The organism is Sphingobium phenoxybenzoativorans (genome assembly GCF_001757355.1).
In the GTDB taxonomy this organism is placed as follows: Bacteria; Pseudomonadota; Alphaproteobacteria; order Sphingomonadales; family Sphingomonadaceae; genus Sphingobium; species Sphingobium phenoxybenzoativorans.
Genome location: NZ_MINO01000004.1, coordinates 75,840 through 101,964, shown reverse-complemented (window position 1 = coordinate 101,964; position 26,125 = coordinate 75,840). Strand labels below are relative to the sequence as shown.

Here is a 26,125-nt window from a genome sequence, read left to right as displayed (position 1 = left end):
TGTATGAATTCCAGATATTACAGTATATTTTATAATATAACCCGAATCAGTTTAAATAATATCGATCAATATTGAAAACATTAGTTTTCAATATTGGATTATTATAGTCAAAATTATTTTATTATTATCTAAATTATTCCAATAATAATCAAGACGATTGCAGAAATTGTGACGTTTTAGGAGAGGAGACAGATAATGTTTATTTTTTCCAAGGACAGTGCGCGTCTTCAAAGGCTGGCGCTATGCGGCCTTCCCGCGCTTCTGCTCAGCACTGTCAGCGGTACGGCGCTGGCGCAGTCGAGTCCTGAACAAGCCACGAGCACCGATGCAGAACAGGGGCGCATCACTTCCCTTGAAGAAATCGTGGTGACGGCCCGCCGGCGCGAGGAATCGCTGCAGGATGCGCCTATCGCCGTTTCGTCCTTTTCTGCAGCGGCGATTGATCGTCAGTTCGTAACGGATATTCGCGGCCTTGCCGGTCAAATCCCGAACGTCGTCATTACGAATGTGCCGGGCTTCAATGCCGCCGCCATCGGTATTCGCGGTCAGTCCACGGCGGACATCATCCTGACGTTCGAGCCGGCAGTTGGCGTGATCGTCGACGATTTCGTGCTCGCGAACGTACAGAGCCAATTATTTGATCTGTTCGACACGCAACGGATCGAGGTGCTGCGCGGCCCGCAGGGTACGTTGTTCGGCAAGAACACGGTTGGCGGCGTCGTGAACATCATCACGAAGCGGCCGGAAAATGAACTGGGTGGCGAATTGCGCCTGGGATATTCCAGCTTCAACACCAAGGACGTGAAGGCCGCGATCAACATCCCGCTGGTCGACGAGACGTTAGCCCTGCGCGTCGCGGGTGCCTATCACAAGAGCGGCGGCTATTATCACGACACCAGCCATGGCGGCGGGCGCATCGGCGGTTCGGATGTGTTCAATGCCCGCGCGAAGCTGCGTTGGACGCCGGATTCGACCACCGACATCATGCTCACCTATGAAATCATGCGTGACCGTAGCGACAGCCCGCCTTCGGTGAACGAGACGCCGGCATCCTTCCTGCTCGCGCAGGTCGGCTATCCCGGCATCCAGGTTACCGGCAAGAAGCCGCTCAACACCAGCCTAACGCTGTGCGAGGGCAACGCCACCGATCCCAATTGCATCGGCACGCTCAACGGCCATCAACTGGATGTCGACGGCGTCTATCTGCGCGCGCAGAAAGACCTGCCCGATGTCGGCAGCTTCATCGTCGTTGGCGGATACCGCCGGACGAAGGCGATCCTGCCGAGCGAATATTCGGGCGAAGACGCGAAGATATTCTATTCGACCCGCGATGACACCCGTAAGCAATATAGTGTTGAAGGACGCTTCACCTCTGACTTCAGCGACCGGCTGAAATTCACTGTCGGCGGTATGTATTGGGGCCAGAGGCTGGCGGCGAACGCCACCTCCTTCCTCGGTTTCCTTCGCTTCCTGGGCGATCCAACAGCGACGACCGATCCGAACCAGTCGGACATGTATTACACCGTCAACAGCTATTCGGTCTTTGGTGAAGGCGAGTTCAAGGTGGTGGACAAGCTCGCCCTGATCCTGGGCGGACGCTACACCAAGGAGGACAAGAGCTTCCGGGTAAGGCCGCAGGTTCGCCGCTCGACCATCGCGACCGGTTTCTGGCCGGAATACGCCTCCAGCGCCAGCTTCTCCCGTCCCACTTTCCGCGCTGGTTATCGGTGGGAAATCAACGACAACATCAACAATTATTTCACCTACAGCCAGGGCTATAAATCGGGCGGCTTCAATGAACAGGCGATGTCCGCAACGTCCGCCCTGCCATTCAAGGAGGAGACGGCGGACTCCTTCGAACTCGGCTTCAAGACGGAGACGTCAGACAAGCGCGTGCGCTTCAATATAGCTGGCTTCTATGTGAAGTATGACAATCTTCAGCGTGACGCCGTGGTGCCGTTCACCGATCCCATCACGGGGCTGCCTGGTCAGGAAACGCGGACGACAAATGCCGGCGCCGCAGAAGTTTGGGGCATCGAGGCAGAGGCCAGCGCCGTTCCGGTCGAGAACCTGACCGTATCGCTCAGCGCAGGCTGGCAGGACGGCAAATATAATGAGTTCATCACCGACGTGAACGGGGATGGCGTCAATGATGATGCCTCATATCTGAAGCTGCGCAACCTGCCGAAATGGACGCTGAATGCTACGGCGACCTATGACGTGTTCGTGCCGATCGGAAAGGTGTCGTTCACTGGCACCGTAAATTACCAGGCCGAATATGAAGCGACGACGCTGAACGCCGAGTTCACGCAGGGCGAGGCGCGCACGCTGGTCGGCGCAAGCATCAACTGGTCTGACGAGAGCGAACGGTATCGCGTCTCGCTCTATGGCGCGAACCTTCTCAATGAGATTTACCGCGTCAACGGCAACTCTGTCGCCGGTCTTTTCAACTTCACCAACTATGCGCCGCCGCGTTCCTTTGGCGTGGAGTTGGGGGTGAAGTTCTGATGGTCAAGCAAGGAGCCCTCTATGCCTGACAAGACCAATGACAGGTCGCTGGAATCCTACAGGCGGATGCTGCGCATCCGCCACTTTGAAGACCGCGCGGAGGCGATGCATGCGGCCGGGGAAATTCCCGGTTCGCTGCATACCTATGCCGGTCAAGAAGCGTCGGGCGTCGGCGCCTGCATGGCGCTGCGCGACGACGACTATATGGTCGGGACGCATCGCTCCCACGGGCATCCGATAGCCAAGGGGGCGGCGCTTCGTCCTTTGATGGCGGAGCTGCTGGCCAAGGCCACCGGCATCTGCAAGGGGAAGGGTGGGTCCATGCACCTGTCCGACTTCAAGGTCGGCAGCCTGGGCGAGACGAGCATCGTAGGGTCGGGCCTGCCCGTCGCCGTCGGCGCAGCGCTGGGTTCGAAGCTGCAGGGCAATGACCGGGTCTCGCTCTGCTTCTTCGGTGATGGCGCGTCGAACGAAGGCGCTTTCCATGAGGCGTGCAACCTCGCCGCGGTGTGGACGCTGCCCGTGATCTTCCTATGCGAGAATAATGGTTATGCCGTGTCCACTCCGGCGTCGGCGATGGTGTCAGTCAAGGATGTGGCCGAACGCGCCAAGGCCTATTCCATGCCATCCGCCATCGTTGATGGGCAGGATGTCGAAGCGGTGTTCGAAGCCGTGACTGAGGCGGTGACGCGCGCACGGACCGGCGGCGGCCCGACCTTCATCGAGACAAAGACATATCGCTATGCAGAGCATGCCGTAAATATGGGCCGTGTCTTGCTGGACCGGGGTGGCGAGGTGGACGAATGGCGTTCCCGCGACCCCATCACGAAATATCGCAAACGCCTGGTTGAGGGTGGCGTTGCCGAAGCGACGCTCGATACGATCGAGACGGAGGTGGTTGCCGAGGTCGAGGACGCAATCACGTTTGGCCGCGAAAGCCCCTATCCGACACAGGAGGAAGCGTTCGACGATGTCTTGTCAGAGCGCCTGCCCATTCCTGCCTTCCTGACCGCCTGACGCCATTGAGAGGAGAGACCCGATGGCACGAATAACATTTCTGGAGGCGATCCGCGCAGCCCAGCTCGAAGAGATGCAGCGCGATGACAAGGTCTTCATCATGGGTGAGGACATCGTCTGCAACGTGTTCGGCACCACGACGGATTTTGTCGAGAATTTCGGGCTGGAGCGGGTGCGTGACACTCCCATTTCCGAAAATGGTTTTGTCGGCGCGGGAGCGGGCGCGGCGATGGTCGGCATGCGCCCGATCATCGATGTCACGCTGTCCTCCTTCCTCTATCCGGCGATGGACCAGATCGTCAGCATCATCGCAAAATCGCGCTATATCTATGGCGGGCAGGCCAGCCTGCCGCTGGTAGTGCGCAGTTGCATGTTCTACGGCAATTCCAACGCCGCACAGCATTCCGACCGGCCCTATCCCATGCTGATGGGTGTGCCGGGGCTGAAGATCATTGTGCCGTCCGGCCCACGCGATATGAAGGGCATGCTGAAGGCGGCGATCCGCGACAATGATCCCGTCTTCTGTTTTGAGGATGCGACCCTTTGGTCCGGTAAGGAAGAGGTGCCGGACGACCCAGACTTCATCGTGCCGATCGGCAAGGCCGAGGTGAAGCGCGAAGGAACGGACGTCAGTATCTTCGCCATTGGTGGCGCGGTTCCCATGGCGATGGCTGCGGCGAAGATACTGGCGGACGACGGCATATCGGCGGAGGTTGTTGACCCCCGCACTTTGTCGCCGCTGGACCGGGAGGCGATCCTGAAGTCCGCGCGCAAAACCGGGCGCGTCGTTGCGGTCGACCCGGCTCATCTGACCTGCAGCGCCGCGAGCGAGATTTCCGCCATCGTGGTGGAGGACGCCTTCGATACGTTGCGCGCGCCGATCGTGCGCGTGACCACGCCGGACACGCATATGCCGTTCAGTCCAGTGATCGAGAAAGCACTTTATCCCAACAAGGAACGGATCTTGGCGGCTGTGCGCAAGGTCGTCGGCTTGCCGGTGCCTGCCTGAAGCAAGGAGAATATGATGGCGACGGTGGATGTGCTGCTGCCCCAGTTTGGGATGGGCATGCAGGATGGTGAGATCATCCGATGGCTGAAGTCGGTGGGCGACATGGTCGAAGCCGGTGAGTTGCTGGTCGAGGTGGAGGCGGCGAAGACCACTGTGGAAGTCCCGTCCCCGGCCGGTGGGAAGCTGGTCGAGATCGTCGCGCAGGAAGGCGAGACAGTGGATGTACGCGCTGTGATCGCACGGCTGGAGAACTGATCCGCCCCGCTGCGGTACAGGCTATTGAGGATAAGAGATGCAAATGCGCGCGCCGGCCCAATCCCGCAGATGGTTCCGCAGGAAGCGGTTCCTGATCCCGGCGGTCTTTGTGCTGATCCTGGCCCTGCTTGCGCTCTACCTGTGGATGCCGCGTCCCCTGCCGCCGCTGGTCATTCCATCGGGAGAGCCGCAAAGTTCCAGTTGGGATGATTGGGGCGGGTCGCGCGGCGGTGATCGTTATGCGCCCATCGGCCAGATCCGGCCCGGCAACGTCATGCATCTGCAGGTCGCCTGGACCTATAGCAGCGGCGAGATGAAGCGGCGCAGCGCCGCGATGCTGACCAACAGCACGGTCGAGACGACGCCGATCCTGGCGGCAGGATCGCTGATAACCTGCACGCCTTTCGGCCGGATAGTCGCGCTTGACCCCACGACCGGGCGCGAGAAATGGGTGCATGACAGCAAGGTCGATCCGAACTTCGTCATTCCCAACCAGTATATCTGCCGCGGCGTGTCGCAATGGATCGATAATGCCGTTCCCGCCGGCGCGCCTTGCCGACACCGCATCATCGCTGCGACAGTGGATTTGCGCATGATCGCCATCGACGCCACGAATGGGAAAAGCTGCGCCGGGTTCGGCAAGGATGGGGCGATCAAGGTGGTGGAGGCCGTGCCGCCACGCCATCTGGGGGAACTCAAGCTCGCGTCGCCGCCTGCGATTGTCGGCGATGTGGCCGTTGTCGGATCGATGGTGCTCGACAATGTGCGGGCTGCCGCGCCGCGCGGGACCATCAACGGCTATGACGTGCGGACCGGCGCGCTGCTATGGTCGTTCGAGCCGATCCCGCAGGATAAGGGGCCAACCGATAAGGATTGGATAGGCGATGCCCGGCATCATGCGGGCGCGGCCAACATGTGGTCGGTGATGTCCGTGGACAGCGCGCGTAATCTGGTGTTCGTGCCGACATCCAGCGCCTCGCCGGACTATTATGGCGGTCTGCGTCCAGGCGACAATCGCTACGCCAATTCCATCGTCGCGCTGGATGGCAAGACCGGAAAGGTCGTGTGGCACCAGCAACTCGTGCATCATGACATCTGGGATTATGACACGCCGTCACAGCCGGTGCTGGTGGATGTGACGCGGAACGGGGCGAGCGTGCCCGCCGTCATCCAGCCGACCAAGCAGGGTTTCATCTTCGTCTTTGACCGGCGTAACGGCACGCCGCTGTTCCCCATCGACGAAGTTCCGGTGCCGCAGGGCGCGGTGGAGGGCGAGTGGCTTTCCAGGACGCAGCCAGTGCCCCGTTTGCCCAAGCCGCTGTTCAGCACCCGGCTTCGCCCAGAGGACGCCTATGGCTTTACCTTCTGGGATCGTGGCAAGTGCCGCGACCTGATTGCCAAGCATCGTTACGAAGGGCTGTTCACGCCCCCCAGTACGCAGGGCACGATCACCTATCCGGCGGCGTCGGGCGGCGCGAACTGGGGTTCCGCCTCGGTCGACCCTGGCAATCAGATCATGTTTGTCAATTCAAGCCGGGTAGCGTCGTTGATCACGCTTATTCCGCGCCGCAAGTCGGCGGGCAGTTCGGTCGAGTTGAGCGCGACGGCGGACGTGTCGCCAATGGACGGCACGCCCTATGAAGTTAAGCGCGAATTTCTGCTCTCGCCCTGGGGGGCACCCTGCACGCCTCCTCCCTGGGGTGGGCTTACCGCTATCGACCTAAAAAGTGGCAAGACCCTGTGGGATGTGCCGCTGGGTACGATCGACGATAAGCTGCCATTCAAGCCCGCGTTGAACTGGAAGCTTGGTACGCCCAATATCGGTGGGACCATCGTCACGCGCGGCGGGGTGCTGTTCGTCGCAGCGACGATGGATCGCTATCTGCGCGCCTTTGACATGAAGACGGGCGCGGAACTGTGGAAGGCGAAGCTGCCCGCGGGCAGCCAGTCCACGCCGATGACCTATATGGCGGGCGGGCGCCAGTTCGTGGTGATGGCGACCGGCCAGCATATGTGGTTCCAGACCCCTGCCGGAGATTCACTCATCGCCTATGCCTTGCCCACGGCCAAGCGGTGAGGGCGGCCGTGCCCGGCCGGCACCACATCGAACGCGAAGCTGATGCGCGGGCGTGTTCCGCCAAAGGGCAGGGTGCGGTGATAATAGTAGGATGGGAACAGGATCATCCGTCCGGCCGCCGGGGCGATCCGGTGAAGTCCATCGCTCGGTCCATGGGCATCCGGGGCTTTTCCGATCTCGAACCAGCCCGCAGGCGCTTCGGCCGGATTGATTGCATCGTCATCGGGATAATAGACGCCGGACAGCCAGTTCGGCGCATGAATGTGGGGACCGACTTCGCCGCCCGGCTGCAGAACCGTACCCCACAGGGTAAGCGTCCAATCCTTTGGTTGCGCGGCGATAAAGGGATGATCCCCGGCCGGGAGATCGGCCATATAGGCCATGACCGCGGTCCGGGCCATCTGGGTAAGCTGACCGAGCGGACCGCTTTCTCCGGCAAGTTCGCTGCTCTGATGTCCGGCCCGCGTGACCAGCCCTTCCGGTTCGAAGGTCAGCGAGGCGTGATGGCGCAGGGCGTCACAAAGCGCCTGTCCGAAATGAACCAAATCCCCCCCGCCTGGGGCGGCTTCATGATCCAGGATACGAACGAAACGATTGATGCCCAGCAACCGGTCGCGTTGCGCCACCCGGTCCAATTGGCCCAGCGCAAGCGTCCTGAGCGCAAGAGCGCTGGTGCCCGGATTGGGCCTGCGCCCCGCATCCTCGCATATGGCGAGCGCTGCCTGCGGATCGCCAGCTTTCAGCAGCATTGTGGCGAAATTTACATACAGCATCTGCTGATCTGGCGCGAGAATGATTGCCTGCCGATGGCTGGCGGCGGCCTCATCGTGGCGGCCAAGCTTTTCCAAAAGCAAAGCCTTGTTGGCGAAGGCTGGCCAATGCGTGGGGCGCGATGCCAGCGTTTGATCCAGTTGGTGGAGAGCTGCGGCTGGGTTGCCCGCAGCCTCCAGCGCGAGGGCGCGGCTTACGCCAGCTTCTGCATATTGGGGGCGATGCGTCAGGGCGGCGTCATACGCCCGGATCGCCTCGTCATTCCGGGCCATGCGGGAGAAGGCGACGCCCAGATTGTTCCAAGCCTCCGGATAGGCGGTGCGGATCGCGACGGCATGGCGGAGGTGCAGGATCGCTTCGTCAGGGCGGTCGGCGGCGAGCAGGGCGGAGCCCAGATTGTTGCGCGCGCCGGGGGCGTCCGGTTGGATTGCCACGGCACGTTCGAGGACTGTGATGGCTTCATCGAGGCGTCCCGTATTTTTGAGCGCGGCTCCATAGTTGGCAAGCTTGGCCGGCGCGTCCGGATCGGCCGCAACAGCACGGGCAAAGGCGTCACAGGCGGCTTCATTATGGCCGCTACGCTGTTCGACAATGCCAAGGACGGTGAAGCCATCCGGATGTCCCGGAGCTTTGGCGAACAGGGCGTCCAATATTGTTCGCGCCGCGCCCGGCGTTGGCCCCTGCGCCGCCTCCGCCGCCCTGGCGAGAAGCGCGGAAATCTCTGTCTGCCCGGCGGGCATCACACGCAGTTCCCTCTTTTCGATCCGTTGCAATCAGAAGGAGTAGGATGATGATTGCCGATCTTCCCGGCCGCAATGCGCAGGCGACCGGACTCATGCACCCGCCAACGCTTGTGGTCGATGGCGATTACAACGTCCATTGAGGTGCGCCCGGCCGCGCGCTTTTCTGGTGTCGCCGGGTCATTGCTGACTCATGGCGATACGGCTTTGGCCGGGCTTGCGATAATCGGGATGCGCCGGACTTGCGTTGGTGAGCCGGTTCAGCCCCTGCATGATTTCGGGCAGCGGCTGTTCCGCAATGTCGCCAAAGCCGAGCAGGACGTGCTTGCGCGCGGCGATGCCCCAATGGCCGTCCCGCTTCTCGAAACGGTCCAGATACCAGCCGAAATATTGGGTGAGACCGTTGCCGGGGTCGGCCTCCGTCGAGGATATAGCGATCTGATAACTCACCGTCTCCGCTGTAAATGCGTCGAGGAATGCGATGGTGGGAGAGGCTGTGAAATGCCAACGCCGCGGGAAGGCCGCCTCGATTTCCATGAGCCTGTCCTTGGCGCCACGGCCATCGAGTTTGAAGATGCCATAGTCGACGTCCGCGTCGTCAAAGATCACGCTGTCAAGGAGATCGCCGTCGTGCCAATCGAGCGCATGCCCGTAGCGTTCGAGTTGTTCGCGAATGATTTCAATATCTTCCAGCCGCGTGAGACGGTTTTCGAGCGCCTTGTCCATCGTCCTGCCTCTCCTTCCGACCCCTTCTGAAGCGAGGGGTAATATGAACATCCGTATCACAATTACAGTGGAGTAAAAGCATGGATATCGAGACGTTGCTGGCAAAACATGAAATCATGGATTTGCGGCTTGGTTATGCAGCGCATCTCGATGCGCGCGATTATGATTCCTTCATGGACTTGTTTACCGAAGATGCGGTGTGCGAGTTCGGGCCTGAATATGGCGGCGATTGGGTGGGGCGCGCGCAAATCCGGGAACGCTATGAGGAGGTGATGCTGTCGGCGGGCGGCGCGTTCGATGCGATCCATGTCGTCACCAATCCCTGGATAACCCTGACCGGGCCGGACACGGCGCATGGACGCTGGTATCTGCTTGATTGCTTGACGAGGCAAATGCCCGTGACCGGCCTTCACACGCAGGGCGGGCATAACAATCCGCTACTATATCTGGGCATCTACGAGGATGATTACCGGCGCGAGGCAGGCAAATGGCGGATTGCTCGAACCCGCCTCCATTTCTTGTGGCCGGAGCGGAAATTTGAAGCCCTTGCCCATCCATCGGGGCGCTGATCCGGTCAGTCCTTTTTCACCGCGCCGAGCCGGGCGTAGATGGAGGTCAGCATGTCGATCAGCCGTCCGCGTTCCGGCTCACTCACGACGCCAATAGCGTTGAGCAGGAAGTTGGCCTTCAACTCGTCGGCCAACATATCGTTGGGAATTTCTCCCACTGCCCAGCGATGATACATGAGGTATTCGGCGTCGGCAAAATGCCGGGCCACCCGTTCCTGATCCAGCCCGCTGATCAAAAAGCCCTGCCGCCGGCAGAGATCGAGCCAGCGCCAGGCGCGGTCGTTGGGGACGGATCGCAACGCCGTTACGGCTTCTACCCGAGGCGTCTGGGAGAAATAGAAGCCGATTGCGACGAGGCCGAACGCCGCTGAGCGAAAAAGCTCCGCCACCAGCCAGTCCAGTTCCCTGAACACGGAATCGACGTCCCCGCGCCCCGGATTGATCGCGAGAAAATCCCGGATCGAATCCATATGCTCGTTGATCGCGGCGAGGATGACGCCATCCTTGTCGCCGAACGCGCGGTATATGGTGCGGACCGCGACGTCGGCCTGTTCGCACAATCGGTTGATCGTCAGCGCCTTGACGCCACCGTCGGCGAGAATGGCGCGTGCCTCCTGCGTAATGCGCTTGCGCCGCCCGATCATGATGGGACTGGAATAGGACCGGCCATGCCGATCCTCGTCGTCCTCATCCTCATCAGGTTCGATCGCCATATAGCCTTCCTAACAGAAGCAACCGGCAATGGAACGATAGATTTCCCAATAGCGCGTGTCGGAAAATGGCATGCGGAACGGCTTGTCAAAAACAAACATGTATGTTTTATTCTTGCCTCGGGTTCTGACGGGCGCTTTCCCAAAACAGAAGAAGGGAGGCGCAGAAGCAGTGTGAAAACTGCCTGCCGTCATGGCTGAACGGAGGAGGATTGCGATGACGATACCGGCTGGCAAGGCATGTCAAAAGGCGCATCGAACGGAATTGGCGTCCTAGAGATGTCAGCCGAGACCATTGCCCGGCTCCGCGCGATGATGGCGCAGGAAGATATCGACGCCGTCATCCTCTCTCATCCGCATGATGTGCGTTATGCGACGGGATATCACAGCGTGCTTGAGCGCTGGACCCAGCAGGAGCCGCTTTGCGGGGCGATTGTTCCGCGCGATCCCGGCAAGCCGGTGACGCTGCTGATCCCCGAAGCAAGCATCGGCGTCATCGCGGTCGGCAATGAACGGGAACAGCGCATTTTCTGCGACGAGATCCGCACGATCGACATGCTGAATTTCTGTCAGGTGGCGCGGGCGGACGACCCCGGCGCGCGGCGTTCGGGACTGGCGAGGGCTGCGCTGGGCATCGCCAGCGAGAAGATAAGGGGCGAGTGCCAGCCGGACCTGTTGGCGGCCCTGTCCCAAGGATTGAAGGCGAACGGTTTGGATAGGGGCCGGATCGGCTGCGACGACTGGCGCGTCGGACATCGCGTCACGCAGGGAATGCAGGTCGACCTGTTTGACGCGCTGGATTTCCTCATGCGCGTGCGGGTCGTGAAAACGCCGGGCGAGATTGCGCGATATCGCAAAGTTGGAAAACTAGCCGATGCCGTGATCGCGCAGGCCGGGCGCGAAGTTGTCCATGGCCGTAGCTGGAGCGAAGTGCAGGCGCGCATCGCCGAGTTCATGGTGAGGAACGAGGTCGTCCCGGTGGATGAAGGCGCGGTGCTCTTTGGCGGCGGATATGATGGCGATTTTATACCGGATCTGTTCAGGACGCCCGTCGACCGGCCCTTGCAATCCGGGGACATCATCATCCTGGAAACGCAGGGTGTCCATGACGGTTTCTGGATCGACATCAACAGAACGGCGGTCGTCGGCCCGCCTTCCGCGGAGTATCTCCGCCTGCACGATATTCTGCGCGATGCGTTTCTAAAGACGGTCGATCATCTGCGGCCGGGCGTGCACACCGGAGAACTGGCCAAAATCGCGCGCGATCATCTGGTGCAGAATGGCGTCGCCGCTCCGGACAAGCTGTTACTGGTGGCCCATGGCATTGGTTATATGCCGCTGGAAATTCCCGTTCCTTTCCCGTCGCATGGTTTGGCCGGCGTTGCGGGTTTCGAAATGGCGGAGGACATGCTGATCAGCCTGGACTGCCTCTATTTCGGCGGGACGCCGGGGCCCTGCCACATGGAAAATGTCTATGCGATCACATCCGGCGCGCCGGAGCCAATGTATCATGCGCCGCTGGAGTTGTTCGTTGCAGAAGCACCGGAGCTGGCGGGCGCATGAAGCATGGATGGCAGAGCCACAGCCCGGGGGCAGGGCATAAGAAAATAAGAGCAGGCGTGTCGATGACGCCGGTGAGAGGGTGATGATGAAGGATTTTAGAGGCGCATTTCTGGCGGCCAGCCTGTTGGTTCTGGGCACGGCGATGTTCGGTGCGGGGCGTCTGGCGGCCGATGCGCCAACCGGGTTGGATCAGTCTCAGCCGGGTTCGCAAGGCTTGTCGCGCATCCGCTCGACTGACGATTTTCAGGCCGATGATGGCTTCCGCATCGATCCGAAAACGCATCCAGGCAAGGCGCTGTTCGCGACCCATTGCGCCATGTGCCATGAGGGCGGCGTGCCCAAGGCGCCTTCTCCGGCATTTCTGGGCATGATGTCGCCGGACGCGATTATCGGGGCGCTGACGGACGGCGTGATGAAGATACAGGGATCGGCGCTGAAGGCGGAAGAACGCAGCGAGCTTGCCGAATATCTGACACGGCGCAAGTTGAGTTCCTATAAGCCCGCTTCGCCACCGCCCATGTGCACGGGAGCGAAGCTGGCCTTCGATATGCAGGACGAGCCACAGCCGGTTGGCTGGGGCTTGGACAATCGCCGTTTCGTGCCTTCCGCGCTGGCCGGACTGGAAAAGACCCAGGTTCCCAAGCTGAAGCTGAAATGGGCCTTCGCATTTCCCGATGCGCTGCGCGCGAGGTCACAGCCCACAGTGGCGTGGGGCGCGCTGTTCGTCGGCAGCCAGGACGGCACCGTCTATGCTTTCGATCTCGACACGGGCTGCGTCAAATGGAAGCAGAGAGTGTCGGCTGAAGTCCGCACGGCCATTGTTCCCGACGCCGCGACGAAACGTCTGTATTTCGGTGATCTGCTTGGCCGTGCCCATGCCGTCGACGCCATGACGGGCAAGGAATTATGGTCCACAAAGATGGACGATCATGCGGATGCCACGATCACCGGCACGCCTGCGCTGGCGGGCGGATCGCTGTTCGTACCAGTATCATCATTGGAGGTTGGACAGGCGGCCGATCCCAAATATCCCTGTTGTTCCTTCCGGGGATCGGTGGCCGCGCTTGACCCGGCGACGGGCGAGGTGCGCTGGCGTGCCTACACTGTGCAGGACGAGCCTGCGCCACAGGGCAAAAATGCGGAGGGGACGATGCTGCTTGGCCCGTCTGGCGCGCCGGTCTGGAACAGCCCCACCTATGATGCCGCACGCAAGCGGATCTATTTCGGCTCCGGGGAAAATTATTCCTCCCCCGCCGACGACAATTCCGATGCCGTTTTCGCCGTTGATGCAGAAACCGGTAAACGCATCTGGCACGCGCAATTGACCAAGGGCGACGCCTGGAATGTCGGCTGTATGCTGGGCAGCGACAGTTGCCCGAAGGAAAAAGGTCCCGACCATGACGTGGCCGCATCCACCCTGTTGATTCCTCTTGCCGATGGAAAGCAGATGCTGGTCGCCGGGCAGAAATCCGGTGAAGCCTGGGGTCTTGATCCGGACACCGGCAAAATCCTCTGGACCCGCCGTCTCGGCCATGGCGGCACGCAGGGCGGCGTCCATTTCGGCATGGCGGCAGAGGGCGCGCGCGTCTTTGTGCCGATCAACGATATGGCGGACACCGGTGACGCCCGCATCTATGACGCCAGCATCCGGGGGTCGGGTCTACATGCGATTGATGCCGCCACCGGCAAGGTTGTCTGGAACGCGCGTGCGTCGGATTTGTGTGGCGGCGCGAAGTTCTGCGATCCGGGCGTGTCCGCTGCGATCACCGCTATGCCTGGCGTAGTGTTCGCCGGACATCTGGATGGCCGTTTCCGCGCCTATGACAGCGATAGCGGAAAGATCATCTGGGAAGTCGATACGACAAAACCGGTAAAGACGATCACCGGCGTCGAAGGGAAGGGCGGGGCGATGAGCGGCCCAGGCGCGGCCGTGGCGCATGGCCATGTCATCGTGAATTCCGGCTATGGCATGTACAGCCACATGGCAGGCAATCTGTTGATGGTTTTCGCACCATGACAGCCCGCATTTTCCCTATTCAAAAAGGATAAAGCATTTGCTTTTATAAAATGAACATGCATGTTCAAAATATGCTGTTCGGGGTCTCGTCAGAAGATTCGTAGCGGCAATTCCGGGGCGGAGTTTCGGGAGAGGATAGGGAAGTTTCTGCGAGGCGCATGCCCGCCTTCAGCCCTTCCGATCCTCCCATTCCATGCCCCGATACATTGAGCGGCACGCGCGCACGCCGTGACCGCCCGATGGAGAGATGAGGAGAGGATCGTGACGGTGAACAGGCAGTCAGCGGTGGATATGAAGGAAAGCCCGGTCGACTCCGCCTTTGTCGCCCGCGCATTGGACCAGGCAAATCTGAACGCTCTGCGGCTGGCGCTCTATCAGGCGACCGGCGACGAAGAACTGGCCGGCATGGATGTCGGGTCAGTGCCCTGGTGGGGCGGCGTATTCCAGGTTGCGGTTCTGTCCGAACAGGATAGCGAGAAGGTCAAGGAGAAGGCCCGCGCGTTTCTGGCCTCGAATGCAGAAAGCGCAAGCCAGCCTCATACCCCGTCTAATCAGGAATTGCGCAATCTGATCGAGACCTTTTCCGGTGGGCCGGTTTCTGACTTCATGGTGGAAATGGGACGGGAGGAACTGTCCTTCGATCCCTATCCGCGCGGGGTCGAATGGACCCGTGAGCCATCGGAGGAAGTGAAGCGCGATTATCACGTCACTGTGATCGGCGCGGGGATTGGAGGCGTGGCCGCTGGAATCCAACTGAAGCGCCTGGGCATTCCCTTCACCATCATCGACGAGAATGATGGCATTGGCGGCACATGGTGGAAGAATGACTATCCTGATGCCCGTGTCGATATCGCCAGCCATCATTTCCAATATTCCTTCATGCGGAACTATCCGTGGAAGCATAATTTCGCCCCTGCGGGCGAGGTGCAGAAATATATTGAGCAGGCTGCGCGCGACCACGACCTGATCCCCAATATCCGCCTGAATACCAAATTGACCGATGCGGAATGGGACGAGGGTCGCGGGCAGTGGCGGCTGACGCTGGAAGGGGAGGGCGCGCCCGAATTGCGGACCAGCGCGATCATAAGCGCCGCGGGTCTGTTCAACCGCCCGAACAAACCGGACATTGCCGGCCTGGAGAATTTTGAGGGGCCGTGGTTCCACTCGACGGAATGGGACCATGGCGTCGATTATCGCGGCAAGCGTGTCGGTATCGTCGGCGTCGGATCAACCGGCGCCCAGATCATGCCGCGCGTTGCCCAGGATGCGGCGCATGTGTCCGTGTTTCAACGGTCGCCGCAATGGGTAGCCACCGTGGACGGGTACAAGTCCGAGGTGTCGGTCGAAACCCAATGGCTGTTCGACACCGTACCCAATTATTGGAACTGGTATTGTTTCGCCCTGTTTCACGCGATGTTCGGGGATGTGGAGGGGCTGCAAAACGCTGACCCGGCATGGCAGGCCAAAGGCGGCATCATAAGCGAACGCAACGACAATCTGCGCGCCTATCTGACGGAGAATATCAGGAGCAAGCTGGCGGACAGACCTGACCTGATCGCCAAGCTCGTTCCCGATTTCCCGCCCTTCACCAAGCGCACGGTCATCGACAATGGATGGTTCGACGCGCTGCGCCGGAGCAATGTCGATCTGGTGACCGATGGCATCGACCATATCACGTCCGACGCCGTAGTGACGGTGGACGGGACCAAGCATCCGGTCGACCTGCTGGTGCTGAGCGCTGGGTTTAAGACGGAGGATTATCTCTGGCCCGTGCGCTATTCGGGTGTGAATGGCGTGACGCTGGAACAGGCATGGGCGAAAGATGGCGCGCGGTCCTATCTGGGCATGACGATGCCGCAGTTTCCAAACCTGTTCGTCGTATATGGTCCGAACGGCCAGGCGCGCGCGGGCGGCCTGTTTCCCTGGATCGAGATATGGGTGCGGTACGCCGTCCATTCTATTGTGCATATGATCGAAGCGGGCGCGCATGTGATGGAATGCCGCCAGTCCGTCTTTGACGAATATAACGCCAGGATGGACGAGGCGATGACGCAGTGCATCTGGGACATTCCGGGTCAGAAATCCTATTATCTCAATAGGTTCGGCCGGACGAGCGCCAATATGCCGTGGAAGCCCGACCAATATTATCACTGGATCAAGCAGCCCGATCTTGCGGATTTCGACCTGCGTTGAGCGGCTGGCGCGATAATCGAAAAAGGATGAGGAAGATATGAGCGAAGGCGCACTCGCCAACAGGATCGCGATCGTCACCGGAGCCGCCAGCGGCATCGGCAAGGCGATTGTGGAAGCCTATCACGGAGCCGGAGCCAGGATTCTGGCGGCGGATCTCAACCTGCCCGAATTTCCCGAACTTGCCGGCAGCGACCGGATCGTGACCCTGGTTGCCGACGTTACCGCGGAGGACGCGCCGGACAAAATTGTGAAAGCAGCGATAGAGGCTTTTGGCGGTCTCGACATTCTCGTCAACAATGCCGGCATATGCCTTCCCGGATCGATCGAGGACCAGAGCCTTGCAAGCTGGGAAAAGACGCTGGCTATCAATGTCACCGCGCCTTTCCGGCTGACCCAGGCTGCGCTGCCCCATATGAAGGGGAAAGGCTGGGGCAGGATCATCAATCTGGGATCGATCATGTCGGATTTCGGCGGACCGTCCCTTTGCGCCTATGGCATGTCCAAACATGCGATGGCGGGCTTCACCAAATCGCTGGCAGTCGACCTTGGCAAATATGGGATCACCGCCAACTATCTGCAGCCCGGATCAATCTGGACCGGCATGTCCAGGCCCTTCATGGAGGATCAGTCTTTCCTCGATTACTGGAACACCAAGACGCCGGTTGGCAGGCTTGGCGAGCCGGAGGAAGTGGCGGCGCCCGCACTGTTCCTGGCCACCGACGAAGCGCGATTCATAACGGGTGCGGGTATCCGCATCTGCGGCGGCGCAATGGCCAGCTTCTGAGATTCCGGAGAGAGATATGAGCAGCAGACATCTGATCGAAACAGACTTGATCGCGACGCTGGAGGCATTGCCCGTCATCGATTTTGCCACCGTGGATCTTCCGCCGCTTCGCGCGGCTATGGACCAGATGTTCGCGGACATGCCGATGCCGGAAGGTCTGCCGGTATCGGTGGAGCGTAAGAGCGTGCCTGGTGAAAATGGCGCGCCGGATGTCGGCATCATGATCTACACGCCGACGGCTGGCGAGGCGCCGTTCCCGGCGCTGCTGCACATTCATGGCGGCGGCTATGTGATTGGATCGGCGGCCATGACCGAAGCTGCAAATCGCGCGCGGTCGGCGGAGATGGGATGCGTTATTGTCTCAGTGGACTATCGTTTGGCGCCTGAAACGGCCCATCCCGGTCTAATCGAGGATTGCTATGCGGCGCTGCGCTATCTCCACGGGAATGCGGGTGCGCTGAACGTGGACAGCAAGCGGATCGGCGTTACCGGTGAAAGCGCAGGGGGCGGGCTTGCCGCCGCCCTGGCGGTGATGGCGCGGGACAAGGGCGAATTCCCCATCGCCTTTCAGCACCTGATCTATCCGATGCTCGACGACCGCACCTGCACCATGGCCGAGCCGCATCCCCATTGCGGCGAATTTATCTGGACGCCGGACCAGAACCGCTTCGGCTGGAGCGCTTATTTGGGGCATGCGCCGGGAGCTGAAGCCAAGCCCTATGCCGCAGCGGCCCGCTCAGATGATTTGAGCGGACTGCCTCCTGCATTCATCGCGGTGGGCGCAATCGACCTTTTCATGGAAGAAAATCTGGAGTTTGCGCGGCGTTTGACGCGGGCGGGCGTCCCAGTGGAACTGCATGTCTATCCCGGCGCCTTTCACGGGTTTGACATGGCGGCCGATGCCGCAGTGTCCAAAGCGTTCAAATGGAACAGCGACGATGCGCTGCGCCGGGCGATGGCCCGGCGCTGATGGCTTTTTCGCGCGCCTCGCTGCGCGGAAAGATCAGCTCTGAAAGCGGCCGAAGGTGGCGTCCCGGCCTTCGCTGAATGCGGCAACGCCTTCCTGGCTGTCAGCCGATTTCAGCGTGGCCTCCCCAAATGCGCGGCCGAAACGCAGACTCTGATCTATCGGGATATCGGCCGCCATCTCGTAAAGCAGTTTGCCGTTGCGGATGGCCTCCCAGCTATTTTGCAGCATGGCGTGCGCGACATCGAGCGCGCGCTGACGTAACTGGGCAGAGGGTACGATTTCGCTGATGACGCCAAGCCCATACATCCGGGTGGCGGAAAGCGGTTCGCCCGTCAAAATCAGGGACAGCGCCGTCGAGCGCGGAACCTGTCGCGCTAAGCGTTGCACGCCACCCGCAAAGGCAAAAAGGCCGCGTTTCACCTCGCTCAAGCCGAACATCGCGTGATCGGCGGCGATCACGATGTCGCAAGCCAAGGCGATCTCAAACCCACCCGCAACCGCCATGCCGTTGACGGCCGCAATAAGCGGCTTCGTACGCCTGCGCTCGGTAATACCAGCAAAGCCGCGTCCGGGGATCAGGCCATGGCCGACCCCGATTTCCGCAGCTTCCTTCATGTCCATACCGGCGCAGAAGGCGCGCTCCCCACTGCCGGTGATAATGATCGCGCCTATGCTGTCGTTGCTTTCGGCCAATCCGATATGGCTGTCTATCGCGGCGGATGTTTCGGCGTCGATGGCGTTACGGCGCTCCTCCCGGTCTATGATCAGCAGAAGCACCGGGCCGTGCCTCTCGACAATCAGGCCGCTCATGCTTCCCGGCCCCTGGATTTTTCATACGCAATCCAGCTTGGCAGCCGTTCCGGGAAATCGGCCGGCTTCGGTTCTGCATAAGCGTGATTGCGATTTGGGCCGCTCAGGATGTCGGGATATTCCGACACGGGGACATAATAGAGGAAGTTGATGGTCCTCCGGGCGAAGCGCCAGCCCTTGTCGGTATTGCGATAAACATCATCATAGCGAATAGCCGTCACCATCATCTTGCCATTCCGCCATAGTTCGGCGTGCCCGATAACCCGTCCGGTCGCCTCCTCTTTTCCATCGCCTACGAAATCGATCTGGATATCGTGCATGAAATGATGGCCGGGGCCAAGCACGTCGAAGCGGCCATGAAATTGCTGGATGATCGCTTCCACGCCGGTAGCGTTCATAACGCCGTCCGCCGAGCGCAGCACGGCATCGTCGGCGAAAAGCGTATAGGCTTCATCGATCAGCCGGTCGTCCAGATAGAAGCAGTATCGCGCGACAAGCTGACGGATCTGCGATTCCGCTTCCAGGCGTGCGATGCGGTCTTCCAAGCTGCTCATGATCCTGTCTCCTGCAAATGCTGTTGTCGGTGATTTATGATGTGGCGGCCAGGGGCGCATGCAGCCGCGCCAGCGCAGCCGCCTCTCGCCCGGCAGTCAGTCCGAATATGATCGCATTGCCGATGGATGCTCCACCCGATGCATAGCATTCGCCGAACATGCCGCCCGTTGTCTCGCCCGCTGCATAGAGACCGGGGATCGGCCTGTCCGCCGCATCCAATACCTGCGCCCGTGTGTCGATCCGCAATCCTGTCCCCGTCCAGCAGATGATTGCTGCGCAAATTCGTGCAGCATAAAAGGGAGGCGAGGTAATCGGGCGCAGGAACGATGCAGGCTTGAAGAAGCCGCCATCCGCTTTGGCGGACACATGGTCGTTATAGCGATTGACGGTGGTGTGCAGCACATCCGGGGATATGCCGATACGTTCGGCCAGTCCTGCGATGCTGTCGGCCTTTTCCAAAGTTCCGGCAGCGACAAATTCGTCGAGCCGGTCTGCTGTCCAGTTGGGAGCCGGCCGGTAAGATGTCGTCTTGGAGGCCATCCGCGACGCCTCATCGAAAATGCCGAAGGCGATGCGATCCGCCTGTTCGCCAAGGACGGCCGCCATCACCGAATATTCGATGCTTTCATCGACAAAGCGCCTACCCTGGCGATTGACCATCATCAGCCAGCCGGGAACATAGCTTTCCAACTCTTTCGCAAAACCGGGCGTCAAAAGGAGCAATCCCCGATTGGCCGCGCTGATCTGGCCGCCTGCAGTCTGCGCCATGAGAATGCCGTCCCCGCGGCAGGTCGGGGCGCCGATATACCAATGCTGGTCCCCATGGATGGCGGCGTCAGGATATAATTGCGCCAGCATCGCCGGATTGGCGCCGAAGCCACCCGTCGTGATTATCGTGGCGCTGCTGCGGACCGGTTGCCCGTCAACGATTACGCCGCATACCCGGCCTTCTTCGATCAGAAGCGTTTCCACACGGGTTTCCAGGGCGACATCCACGGATCTTCCCGCGAAGGAGCCTTCCAGTGCCTCCGCAATGGCGGCCCCGCCTCCCGCAGCCCTATGTCCGCGGCGAACCTTGTCGACCCCGGACATGTATAGGTCTTCCGCCCGGAATTCGACGCCAATCGATCGCAGCCATTCGAAGGCCGCAGGCGAGTCATCGCAAAGTTTGCGGACCAGCGAGGCTTCCAGCTTATATTGGTTGAGCGTCATATAATATTGAAAGACAGCGTCCGGGGCGTCTCCTTCGATCCCGGCCTCGCGCTGGAGAGAAGTTCCGGCGGCGTAAAATACCCCACCGGACAGCGCGGTCGATCCACCGGTGCGCGCGGCCGCCTCCACAATCAATACGCTCGCACCATTTTCGGAAGCGGCTGAAGCCGCGGCGAGGCCCGCGCCGCCCGCGCCTACTATGATGACGTCATAGTCGGTCATGCCATTCGCTCTCCGTCCATAGCGGCATTCCGCTCATTGCCTGTGCTCGCATCGCGCGTTCGGTTCGCGCTCTTTTTGGCCACTCCTGACATGGCCATCAAAGGAGGGTTGAAAAAAACAGTCAAGTTTGTTTTGTTATTGACTGAAAATATGCGGCGAACGGGGTCCCCTGCGCGCCGCGAAAGGAGAGACGATGATTCTGGGCATGCACCATGTGGCCATATCCACACCGGATATTGACCGGTTCATCGACCATTATGAACGCTGGTACGGCTTCCAGCGTGTCGCGGATGGCGGATGGCAGAGCGACAATGAGCGGGTAGGGCGGATGGTGCAACTGCCCGGTTCAGCGGCGCGCTATGCCATGATCCGCCTGAATGATTTCTATATTGAGGTTTTTCAATATCTTGAACCGAAAGGTGAACGGTTCGAACGCAGAATGTGCGATCCCGGCTTGATCCATATCTGCCTGTATGTGGATGACGCATGGGCGGAATATGAGCGGCTTTCCGCGCTGGGTATGGAATTCCATTGCGAGCCGGGCGGGGCGGGCACGATGCTCGCAACCTATGGACGTGATTGCGACGGGAATGTCGTGGAGCTTCTGGAAGTGATCGCGCAGGATCACCCCTTTCCATATCTGGGCGCGCGACAGTCCGCCTGATAAAGCCCGGCCCTACGGCAGAATCTCTGCCGGACGCCGGGCGTTGGATTACGCCGCGCCGCCTTCGTTGAAATAATCGGGCATGCCGCCCGGCCAGATGACGCCCCACTGCGCCTGACCGCCATCCAATATCATCAGGTCGCCATTGATGAAGCGGGCGGCGGGGGAAGCAAAATAAGCGATGGCTTCGGCCACGTCCCAGGCGTCGCCGCGCATCTTCATTGGGTTCGCCTGATGGAAGCGGGCGAGGGCTTCTTCGGGATACATGGCGAACCCTTCCGTCTCTATGACGCCGGGGCCGATGCAGTTGATGCGGATGTTGAATGGCGCCCATTCGGTCGCGAGCGTTTTCGACAGATAGATGACGCCTGCTCGCGCCGCGCATGTGTGCGCGGCTTGCGGCATGCCGCGTTCGACATTGGCGACGATGTTGATGATGTTGCCCGGTTTGCCATCGGCGCGCCAGCGCTTGGCGGCTTCCTGCATCATCCACCAGGTGCCGTTGAGATTGGTGTCTATAACGGCCAGCCAGCCCTTGCGCGTGAAATCGATGGCATCCTGGGGAAACTGCCCGCCGGCATTGTTCACGACAGTATCGATGCCACCGAACTTGTCATGCACCGCGCCAATCAGTTCCTCGACCGCGTCCGGGTCCCGGATGGTCGTGGTCTGGATGAAAATTTCCTTGCCAGTCTCCTTGGCGATCACATCGCGCGTACGTTCCAGTTTCTCGACATCGCGGCCGCAGATAGCGACATTGGCGCCAAGGCGTACGGCCAGAAAAGCGGCGGCCTTGCCCATCCCACTGCCACCGCCGGTGATGAGCAAAGTCTGCCCATCGAGCAGATCGGGGCGGTACACCGTGGCTTTTTCCGCGAGATCCTGTTCCGTCAGGCCACGCTTTGGCCTGGTCGGATCGTTAAGGTCCGGCCGGAAGATTTTGGGTGCCGTCATACTCTTCGTCCTCTCATGGGCGATCGTCGCGGCTGCCCGCGAATCCGCTCCTTCTTCTATCTGTAAAGAGGAGTAGCAAGGCCAAAATAAAAAACAAACAAGAATGTCTTTATTTGCAACAGCATCGCGATCATTAAATAAGTCGATTGACTGAAAAATAATCGTCTTTAGGCTTGGGAGGACGATAGAAATCGCTTTTGAATGGGAGAGAATGCAGATGACGGGACAGCGCGTGGCGTTGGTGACTGGAGCGGCGCAGGGCATAGGTTATGGCGTGGCGCAGCGTCTGGGCGCTCTGGGCCATCATGTTGCGCTGTTCGATCGCGACACTGCGCTGCTGACTCAAGCCGAGCAGACATTGCGCGGTGAGGGGTTGGACGTGTCTGCGCTGGAGGGCGATGTCGCATCCGATGCTTCTGTGAAAGAGGCCATTGCCTTGGTCGAAAAGCGCTTCGGGCGGCTGGATATCCTTATCAACAATGCAGGGATCAGCCCCAGTCATGGCGGCTATTCGCAGCTTGTCGAAGATGTGCCTCTGGAGGAATGGGACCGCGTTCTCGCGGTGAATTTGACCGGCACATTCTACATGTGCCGCTATGCCCTGCCGCTGATGAAAGCGGGGAAGTGGGGGCGCATCGTCAATTTCTCGTCGCAGGGCGGGCGGATGCGTTCGCTGCTTTCTGGCGCGCATTATGCTGCGACCAAGGCTGGGCTGATCGGCTTTACCCGCGTTTTGGCGGGGCAGGTTGGCGGGCATGGCATCACCGCCAACTGCATCGCGCCGGGGCGAATCGATACGGAGCAGAGCCGTAGTTTCGGCGATACCGATACCTACCTCAAGCAACTCCCTGTCGGGCGGTTTGGTGAGGCCGCCGATATAGCGGCGGGCGTGGAATATCTGGTGTCCGACGGCGCGGGTTTTGTCACTGGCACAGTGCTGGACATCAATGGCGGGTTTTACATGACCTGACGATCAGAGGGTGTCGGCGCTTCCCAGGATCACCGTTGCCTGACTGGACAGAGTTCCGCCATTGCCATGAGCAAGCGCAACGTCAATCTTCCCCAACTGGTTCGCCGCCTCGCCACGGATCTGCCGCGCCGCCTCAACAATCGCAAACAGCCCGTACATACCGGGATGGCAGTAGGACATGCCGCCGCCATTCGTATTTACCGGCAGCGTTCCCCCCGGCGCTATCGTGCCGCCCGATACGAAGCGGCCGCCTTCTCCCTTCGGACAGAAGCCGAGATCCTCAAGGAAAAGAACGGTGTTGATCGTGAACGCATCATAGAGCTGCACCGTCTGCACATCGGCAGGACCGATGCCTGCAGCATGATAGGCGCGCGGGCCGGACTCCGCTGCTGCGGTGGTCGTGACGTCCGATGCTTGGGCAATCGAGTTCCACCATGTCGCCGCCGCCGCGCCAAGCACCGGTACGACGGGACGGGGCAAGTCACGGGCGCGATCCGTGCGGGTGAGCACGATCGCCGCTGCGCCATCGGTCACCAGGCAGCAGTCGCGTACGGAGATTGGCGAACTGATGATCCGGGATGCCAGGCACTCCTCTATGCTGAGAGGGCCTTTGGCAAAGGCCTCCGGGTTGGTGTTCGCCCACTGGCGGGCCGCGACCGCCACCTCCGCCAGTTGTTCGCGCGTGGTGCCATATTCATGCATGTGGCGCGCCGCGGCCAGCGCATAGGAGGAGAGAGGAAATAGTGGCCGGTACGGCGCATCCCAACTGTTGGGCTTGATCGATGTCGCAAGCTTGCCGCCATTGGTGCGCTGGTTCGACCCATAGGCGATAAGGGCGGTGTCGATATAGCCGGCCTCCAGCATCATGACCGCAGTGATGATGTGGCTCATGAAGGCCGATCCACCAGTGCGGTTATTGTCGGTGAAGCGCGGACTGAGGCCCAGATATTCGGCGAAGCTCAAGCCCGCGAAGAAATCATCGGGCTGGCAGATAAAGAGCGCGTCGATGGCGTCGATGCGCAGGCCCGCATCCTCCACAGCCAGCAGCGCTGCGCGCGCCGTCAGCTCCATGGACGAAAAGCCGGGCGCTTCGCCAACGCCGAAGGTCGCAAGGCCGGCAATCGCCGATTTTCCGCGAGGGAAATCTCCGCCCATCTCAGTGTCCCGTCGGCTCAAACAGAAGGATAGGCGCGCCATCATCCTGCGTGCCGATCTTTGCCCGGACGCGCTGACCGATGCGGAGGGTTTCGGGGTTTGCGCCCTCGATCCGGCTCATGAGTTGCGCTCCTTCGTCGAGCCGGACGATCGCCACATTATAGGGAGGAACGGGCGGCTTTTGCGACACCCAGGTCAGCGAATAGATGTGGCCAAGACCTGTCGCTTCGACCCATTCCAGATCGGTCTCTCCGGTGCCCGGTTCCATGACGCGCGGCGGGAAAAACACGGTTCCCGAAGATATAGCGCGTTGCAGCAGGAACCTGCCGTCCGCCAGGGCCGCGCGCCATTGCGCTTCCGGCCCGCCCGTCATCCCGTCCATCATCCTCTCCTTCAGGCCGGTTCGGCCAGCCGCACCGCCCCCGTGCCGATCAGCGCATCGATTTCCGCGCTGCCGAAACCCGCCTCGTCCAATATTGCGCGGCTGTCAGCGCCCAGCGCTGGTCCGGGTTCCCCGATCGCGCCGGGCGTTGCCGAAAAGCCGGTTGGAATGCCGGGGAAGCGCAGTACGCCTTCTTCCGTTTCGCGCTCCTGCCAAAAGCCGGTTTCCACCAGATGGGGATCATGCAGCAGGTCGGTGAGGCTTGCGATGGCCATCGCGGGAATCTGGGCCTCGCGCAGCAAGGCCATCCATTCGTCTGTGGTCCGCTGTTCCATCACCGCAGCGACCTGCGCAAGCACCTTCCCGATATTCTGGGTGCGGGTGCGCATGGAAGCGAACATCGGGTCCTTCGACCAGTCCGGGTCGCCGATGGCGTGGAAGAAGGCGCGCCAATGTTTGTCGTTGTAGATCATCACGCCGATATAGCCGTCCGCCGTCTTGTAGGGCCGCCGCGCCTCCGACGTGGCGCGGGGATATTCGGGCGGGCCGAGCGGCGGCACGAACAGCGATCCGCACAGATGTTCGACGGTCGCGAAGGATACCAGCGTCTCGAACATGGGCACTTCGATTTCCTGGCCGAGTCCGGTGCGCTCGCGAGCGTAGAGCGCAGCCATCACCGCATAGGCGCCGGTCAGGCCCGCGACCTTATCCGCGACGACCGTGGCAAGGTAGGTCGGCTCCCCCTTGGACAGGCGCGCCTGCAGGTCAACGATGCCGGAGGCCGCCTGAACGATATCGTCATAGGCGGGGTAATCGCGATAGGGACCGGACCGGGCGAAGCCGTAGAGATTGGCGTAAAGGATGCGCGGATTGACCGCCTGAAGCGCTGGATAGTCCAGGCCAAGCCGTCCGATCGCCTGCGCGCGCATCGAATGGATGAACACGTCCGCGGTTTCAGCGAGCTTCAGCAAAGCCTCCTTGGCGGAGGGTTGCTTCAGGTCAAGTACGATGCTGCGCTTGCCGCGATTCACGTTCATGAACATCCCGCCCCGCGCAGGATCGTTACCAGGCGGCAGGTAGCGGGTGGTGTCGCCGTCCGGGCTCTCCACCTTGATCACGTCCGCGCCAAGATCGGCGAATATCTGGGTCGCATAGGGCCCCATGAGAACGCTCGTCAGGTCAAGCACGCGCACGCCCGCAAGCGGGCCTTGTCCCCGGCCGCTCATGCCTCATTCTCCTGGCTTGCCAAGACGAAGCTCCCGCTTACCCTTGCGCGTACACACGTGAGAGAG

General features: G+C 60.8%; 23 protein-coding genes. 13 read left to right on the top strand and 10 right to left on the bottom strand.

The annotated features are described in order from the left end of the window. Nucleotides 1-195 precede the first annotated feature (195 nt). From BHQ40_RS03680 to BHQ40_RS03660, 5 genes are read left to right on the top strand one after another with little or no spacing between them, the layout of a single operon-like run. The gene (locus BHQ40_RS03680) at nucleotides 196-2,508 is read left to right on the top strand and encodes a TonB-dependent receptor (protein WP_083276677.1); all 2,313 of its coding nucleotides are present in this window, start codon (nucleotides 196-198) and stop codon (nucleotides 2,506-2,508) included. Nucleotides 2,509-2,529: 21 nt separating this feature from the next. Next, complete coding sequence (locus tag BHQ40_RS03675; RefSeq protein ID WP_070152490.1) at nucleotides 2,530-3,525, top strand: thiamine pyrophosphate-dependent dehydrogenase E1 component subunit alpha; 996 nt, start codon at nucleotides 2,530-2,532, stop codon at nucleotides 3,523-3,525. A gap of 22 nt (nucleotides 3,526-3,547) precedes the next feature. Next, complete coding sequence (locus tag BHQ40_RS03670) at nucleotides 3,548-4,534, top strand: alpha-ketoacid dehydrogenase subunit beta (RefSeq protein ID WP_070152488.1); 987 nt, start codon at nucleotides 3,548-3,550, stop codon at nucleotides 4,532-4,534. Nucleotides 4,535-4,546: 12 nt separating this feature from the next. Beyond that, entirely contained in the window at nucleotides 4,547-4,789 is a 243-nt protein-coding gene (locus BHQ40_RS03665) for a biotin/lipoyl-containing protein (protein WP_253183246.1), read from the top strand. A gap of 43 nt (nucleotides 4,790-4,832) precedes the next feature. Then, nucleotides 4,833-6,866 carry a pyrroloquinoline quinone-dependent dehydrogenase gene (locus BHQ40_RS03660; protein ID WP_253183245.1) on the top strand — a complete coding sequence of 678 codons (2,034 nt, stop codon included), beginning with the start codon at nucleotides 4,833-4,835 and terminating at the stop codon, nucleotides 6,864-6,866. Here the strand turns inward: BHQ40_RS03660 and BHQ40_RS03655 are convergent. Both BHQ40_RS03655 and BHQ40_RS03650 read right to left on the bottom strand, forming a co-directional pair. Continuing rightward, nucleotides 6,839-8,377 carry a tetratricopeptide repeat protein gene (locus tag BHQ40_RS03655; protein WP_070152481.1) on the bottom strand — a complete coding sequence of 513 codons (1,539 nt, stop codon included), beginning with the start codon at nucleotides 8,375-8,377 and terminating at the stop codon, nucleotides 6,839-6,841. The genes BHQ40_RS03660 and BHQ40_RS03655 overlap by 28 nt on opposite strands. Before the next feature lie 180 nt (nucleotides 8,378-8,557). Next, nucleotides 8,558-9,103 carry a nuclear transport factor 2 family protein gene (locus BHQ40_RS03650; protein ID WP_070152478.1) on the bottom strand — a complete coding sequence of 182 codons (546 nt, stop codon included), beginning with the start codon at nucleotides 9,101-9,103 and terminating at the stop codon, nucleotides 8,558-8,560. Between the two features lie 80 nt (nucleotides 9,104-9,183). Here BHQ40_RS03650 and BHQ40_RS03645 point away from each other — a divergent pair, with 80 nt between their 5' ends. Further along, nucleotides 9,184-9,672 (top strand): nuclear transport factor 2 family protein, encoded by a 489-nt coding sequence (locus BHQ40_RS03645; protein WP_070152475.1) that lies wholly within the window; start codon nucleotides 9,184-9,186, stop codon nucleotides 9,670-9,672. Between the two features lie 5 nt (nucleotides 9,673-9,677). Here BHQ40_RS03645 and BHQ40_RS03640 read toward each other — a convergent pair whose 3' ends face one another. After that, nucleotides 9,678-10,385 (bottom strand): TetR/AcrR family transcriptional regulator, encoded by a 708-nt coding sequence (locus tag BHQ40_RS03640; RefSeq protein ID WP_070152472.1) that lies wholly within the window; start codon nucleotides 10,383-10,385, stop codon nucleotides 9,678-9,680. A 276-nt stretch (nucleotides 10,386-10,661) separates the two neighbouring features. On the opposite strand from BHQ40_RS03640, the gene BHQ40_RS03635 reads away from it, so the two are divergent. The 5 genes from BHQ40_RS03635 (at nucleotide 10,662) to BHQ40_RS03615 (ending at nucleotide 17,909) form a co-directional block, all read left to right on the top strand. After that, nucleotides 10,662-11,945, top strand: a complete 1,284-nt coding sequence (locus tag BHQ40_RS03635) for a M24 family metallopeptidase (RefSeq protein ID WP_070152469.1) — start codon at nucleotides 10,662-10,664, stop codon at nucleotides 11,943-11,945. 82 nt (nucleotides 11,946-12,027) lie between these two features. Next, nucleotides 12,028-13,962: an outer membrane protein assembly factor BamB family protein gene (locus BHQ40_RS03630; RefSeq protein ID WP_070152466.1), complete on the top strand. Its 1,935-nt coding sequence runs from the start codon at nucleotides 12,028-12,030 to the stop codon at nucleotides 13,960-13,962. Between the two features lie 261 nt (nucleotides 13,963-14,223). Continuing rightward, on the top strand, nucleotides 14,224-16,155 hold the full coding sequence (locus BHQ40_RS03625; protein WP_139139167.1) for a flavin-containing monooxygenase: 1,932 nt from the start codon (nucleotides 14,224-14,226) through the stop codon (nucleotides 16,153-16,155). 37 nt (nucleotides 16,156-16,192) lie between these two features. Further along, entirely contained in the window at nucleotides 16,193-16,939 is a 747-nt protein-coding gene (locus BHQ40_RS03620) for an SDR family NAD(P)-dependent oxidoreductase (protein WP_070152459.1), read from the top strand. A 16-nt stretch (nucleotides 16,940-16,955) separates the two neighbouring features. Beyond that, nucleotides 16,956-17,909: an alpha/beta hydrolase gene (locus tag BHQ40_RS03615; RefSeq protein WP_070152456.1), complete on the top strand. Its 954-nt coding sequence runs from the start codon at nucleotides 16,956-16,958 to the stop codon at nucleotides 17,907-17,909. A 33-nt stretch (nucleotides 17,910-17,942) separates the two neighbouring features. Here BHQ40_RS03615 and BHQ40_RS03610 read toward each other — a convergent pair whose 3' ends face one another. The 3 genes from BHQ40_RS03610 to BHQ40_RS03600 are packed head-to-tail and all read right to left on the bottom strand — an operon-like array spanning nucleotide 17,943 to nucleotide 20,708. Next, nucleotides 17,943-18,719, bottom strand: coding sequence for an enoyl-CoA hydratase/isomerase family protein (locus BHQ40_RS03610; protein ID WP_070152454.1), 777 nt, complete (start codon nucleotides 18,717-18,719; stop codon nucleotides 17,943-17,945). Beyond that, nucleotides 18,716-19,273 carry a nuclear transport factor 2 family protein gene (locus tag BHQ40_RS03605; protein ID WP_070152451.1) on the bottom strand — a complete coding sequence of 186 codons (558 nt, stop codon included), beginning with the start codon at nucleotides 19,271-19,273 and terminating at the stop codon, nucleotides 18,716-18,718. Before BHQ40_RS03605 ends, BHQ40_RS03610 begins: the two co-directional genes overlap by 4 nt. Before the next feature lie 34 nt (nucleotides 19,274-19,307). Next, complete coding sequence (locus BHQ40_RS03600; RefSeq protein ID WP_070152448.1) at nucleotides 19,308-20,708, bottom strand: FAD-dependent oxidoreductase; 1,401 nt, start codon at nucleotides 20,706-20,708, stop codon at nucleotides 19,308-19,310. A 193-nt stretch (nucleotides 20,709-20,901) separates the two neighbouring features. Here BHQ40_RS03600 and BHQ40_RS03595 point away from each other — a divergent pair, with 193 nt between their 5' ends. Further along, the gene (locus BHQ40_RS03595; RefSeq protein WP_070152445.1) at nucleotides 20,902-21,372 is read left to right on the top strand and encodes a VOC family protein; all 471 of its coding nucleotides are present in this window, start codon (nucleotides 20,902-20,904) and stop codon (nucleotides 21,370-21,372) included. Nucleotides 21,373-21,420: 48 nt separating this feature from the next. On the opposite strand, the gene BHQ40_RS03590 is transcribed toward BHQ40_RS03595, so the two are convergent. Beyond that, nucleotides 21,421-22,326, bottom strand: coding sequence for an SDR family oxidoreductase (locus BHQ40_RS03590; protein ID WP_070152443.1), 906 nt, complete (start codon nucleotides 22,324-22,326; stop codon nucleotides 21,421-21,423). Nucleotides 22,327-22,543: 217 nt separating this feature from the next. On the opposite strand from BHQ40_RS03590, the gene BHQ40_RS03585 reads away from it, so the two are divergent. Beyond that, complete coding sequence (locus BHQ40_RS03585) at nucleotides 22,544-23,296, top strand: SDR family NAD(P)-dependent oxidoreductase (protein ID WP_171905745.1); 753 nt, start codon at nucleotides 22,544-22,546, stop codon at nucleotides 23,294-23,296. Nucleotides 23,297-23,299: 3 nt separating this feature from the next. On the opposite strand, the gene BHQ40_RS03580 is transcribed toward BHQ40_RS03585, so the two are convergent. The 3 genes from BHQ40_RS03580 to BHQ40_RS03570 are packed head-to-tail and all read right to left on the bottom strand — an operon-like array spanning nucleotide 23,300 to nucleotide 26,059. Beyond that, complete coding sequence (locus BHQ40_RS03580) at nucleotides 23,300-24,451, bottom strand: thiolase family protein (protein ID WP_070152437.1); 1,152 nt, start codon at nucleotides 24,449-24,451, stop codon at nucleotides 23,300-23,302. 1 nt (nucleotide 24,452) lies between these two features. Next, nucleotides 24,453-24,836 carry a Zn-ribbon domain-containing OB-fold protein gene (locus tag BHQ40_RS03575; RefSeq protein ID WP_253183244.1) on the bottom strand — a complete coding sequence of 128 codons (384 nt, stop codon included), beginning with the start codon at nucleotides 24,834-24,836 and terminating at the stop codon, nucleotides 24,453-24,455. Nucleotides 24,837-24,844: 8 nt separating this feature from the next. Further along, nucleotides 24,845-26,059, bottom strand: coding sequence for a CaiB/BaiF CoA transferase family protein (locus BHQ40_RS03570; protein WP_070152434.1), 1,215 nt, complete (start codon nucleotides 26,057-26,059; stop codon nucleotides 24,845-24,847). Nucleotides 26,060-26,125: the final 66 nt, after the last annotated feature.

Coding starts and splice junctions, on each gene's coding strand:
- BHQ40_RS03605 (WP_070152451.1), bottom strand. CDS start 19,273: ATGAGCAGCTTGGAAGACCGCATCGCACGCCTGGAAGCGGAATCGCAG.
- BHQ40_RS03650 (WP_070152478.1), bottom strand. CDS start 9,103: ATGGACAAGGCGCTCGAAAACCGTCTCACGCGGCTGGAAGATATTGAA.
- BHQ40_RS03665 (WP_253183246.1), top strand. CDS start 4,547: ATGATGGCGACGGTGGATGTGCTGCTGCCCCAGTTTGGGATGGGCATG.
- BHQ40_RS03585 (WP_171905745.1), top strand. CDS start 22,544: ATGACGGGACAGCGCGTGGCGTTGGTGACTGGAGCGGCGCAGGGCATA.
- BHQ40_RS03645 (WP_070152475.1), top strand. CDS start 9,184: ATGGATATCGAGACGTTGCTGGCAAAACATGAAATCATGGATTTGCGG.
- BHQ40_RS03640 (WP_070152472.1), bottom strand. CDS start 10,385: ATGGCGATCGAACCTGATGAGGATGAGGACGACGAGGATCGGCATGGC.
- BHQ40_RS03660 (WP_253183245.1), top strand. CDS start 4,833: ATGCGCGCGCCGGCCCAATCCCGCAGATGGTTCCGCAGGAAGCGGTTC.
- BHQ40_RS03630 (WP_070152466.1), top strand. CDS start 12,028: ATGATGAAGGATTTTAGAGGCGCATTTCTGGCGGCCAGCCTGTTGGTT.
- BHQ40_RS03580 (WP_070152437.1), bottom strand. CDS start 24,451: ATGGGCGGAGATTTCCCTCGCGGAAAATCGGCGATTGCCGGCCTTGCG.
- BHQ40_RS03575 (WP_253183244.1), bottom strand. CDS start 24,836: ATGATGGACGGGATGACGGGCGGGCCGGAAGCGCAATGGCGCGCGGCC.
- BHQ40_RS03615 (WP_070152456.1), top strand. CDS start 16,956: ATGAGCAGCAGACATCTGATCGAAACAGACTTGATCGCGACGCTGGAG.
- BHQ40_RS03610 (WP_070152454.1), bottom strand. CDS start 18,719: ATGAGCGGCCTGATTGTCGAGAGGCACGGCCCGGTGCTTCTGCTGATC.
- BHQ40_RS03680 (WP_083276677.1), top strand. CDS start 196: ATGTTTATTTTTTCCAAGGACAGTGCGCGTCTTCAAAGGCTGGCGCTA.
- BHQ40_RS03595 (WP_070152445.1), top strand. CDS start 20,902: ATGATTCTGGGCATGCACCATGTGGCCATATCCACACCGGATATTGAC.
- BHQ40_RS03570 (WP_070152434.1), bottom strand. CDS start 26,059: ATGAGCGGCCGGGGACAAGGCCCGCTTGCGGGCGTGCGCGTGCTTGAC.
- BHQ40_RS03600 (WP_070152448.1), bottom strand. CDS start 20,708: ATGACCGACTATGACGTCATCATAGTAGGCGCGGGCGGCGCGGGCCTC.
- BHQ40_RS03675 (WP_070152490.1), top strand. CDS start 2,530: ATGCCTGACAAGACCAATGACAGGTCGCTGGAATCCTACAGGCGGATG.
- BHQ40_RS03655 (WP_070152481.1), bottom strand. CDS start 8,377: ATGCCCGCCGGGCAGACAGAGATTTCCGCGCTTCTCGCCAGGGCGGCG.
- BHQ40_RS03620 (WP_070152459.1), top strand. CDS start 16,193: ATGAGCGAAGGCGCACTCGCCAACAGGATCGCGATCGTCACCGGAGCC.
- BHQ40_RS03590 (WP_070152443.1), bottom strand. CDS start 22,326: ATGACGGCACCCAAAATCTTCCGGCCGGACCTTAACGATCCGACCAGG.
- BHQ40_RS03670 (WP_070152488.1), top strand. CDS start 3,548: ATGGCACGAATAACATTTCTGGAGGCGATCCGCGCAGCCCAGCTCGAA.
- BHQ40_RS03635 (WP_070152469.1), top strand. CDS start 10,662: ATGTCAGCCGAGACCATTGCCCGGCTCCGCGCGATGATGGCGCAGGAA.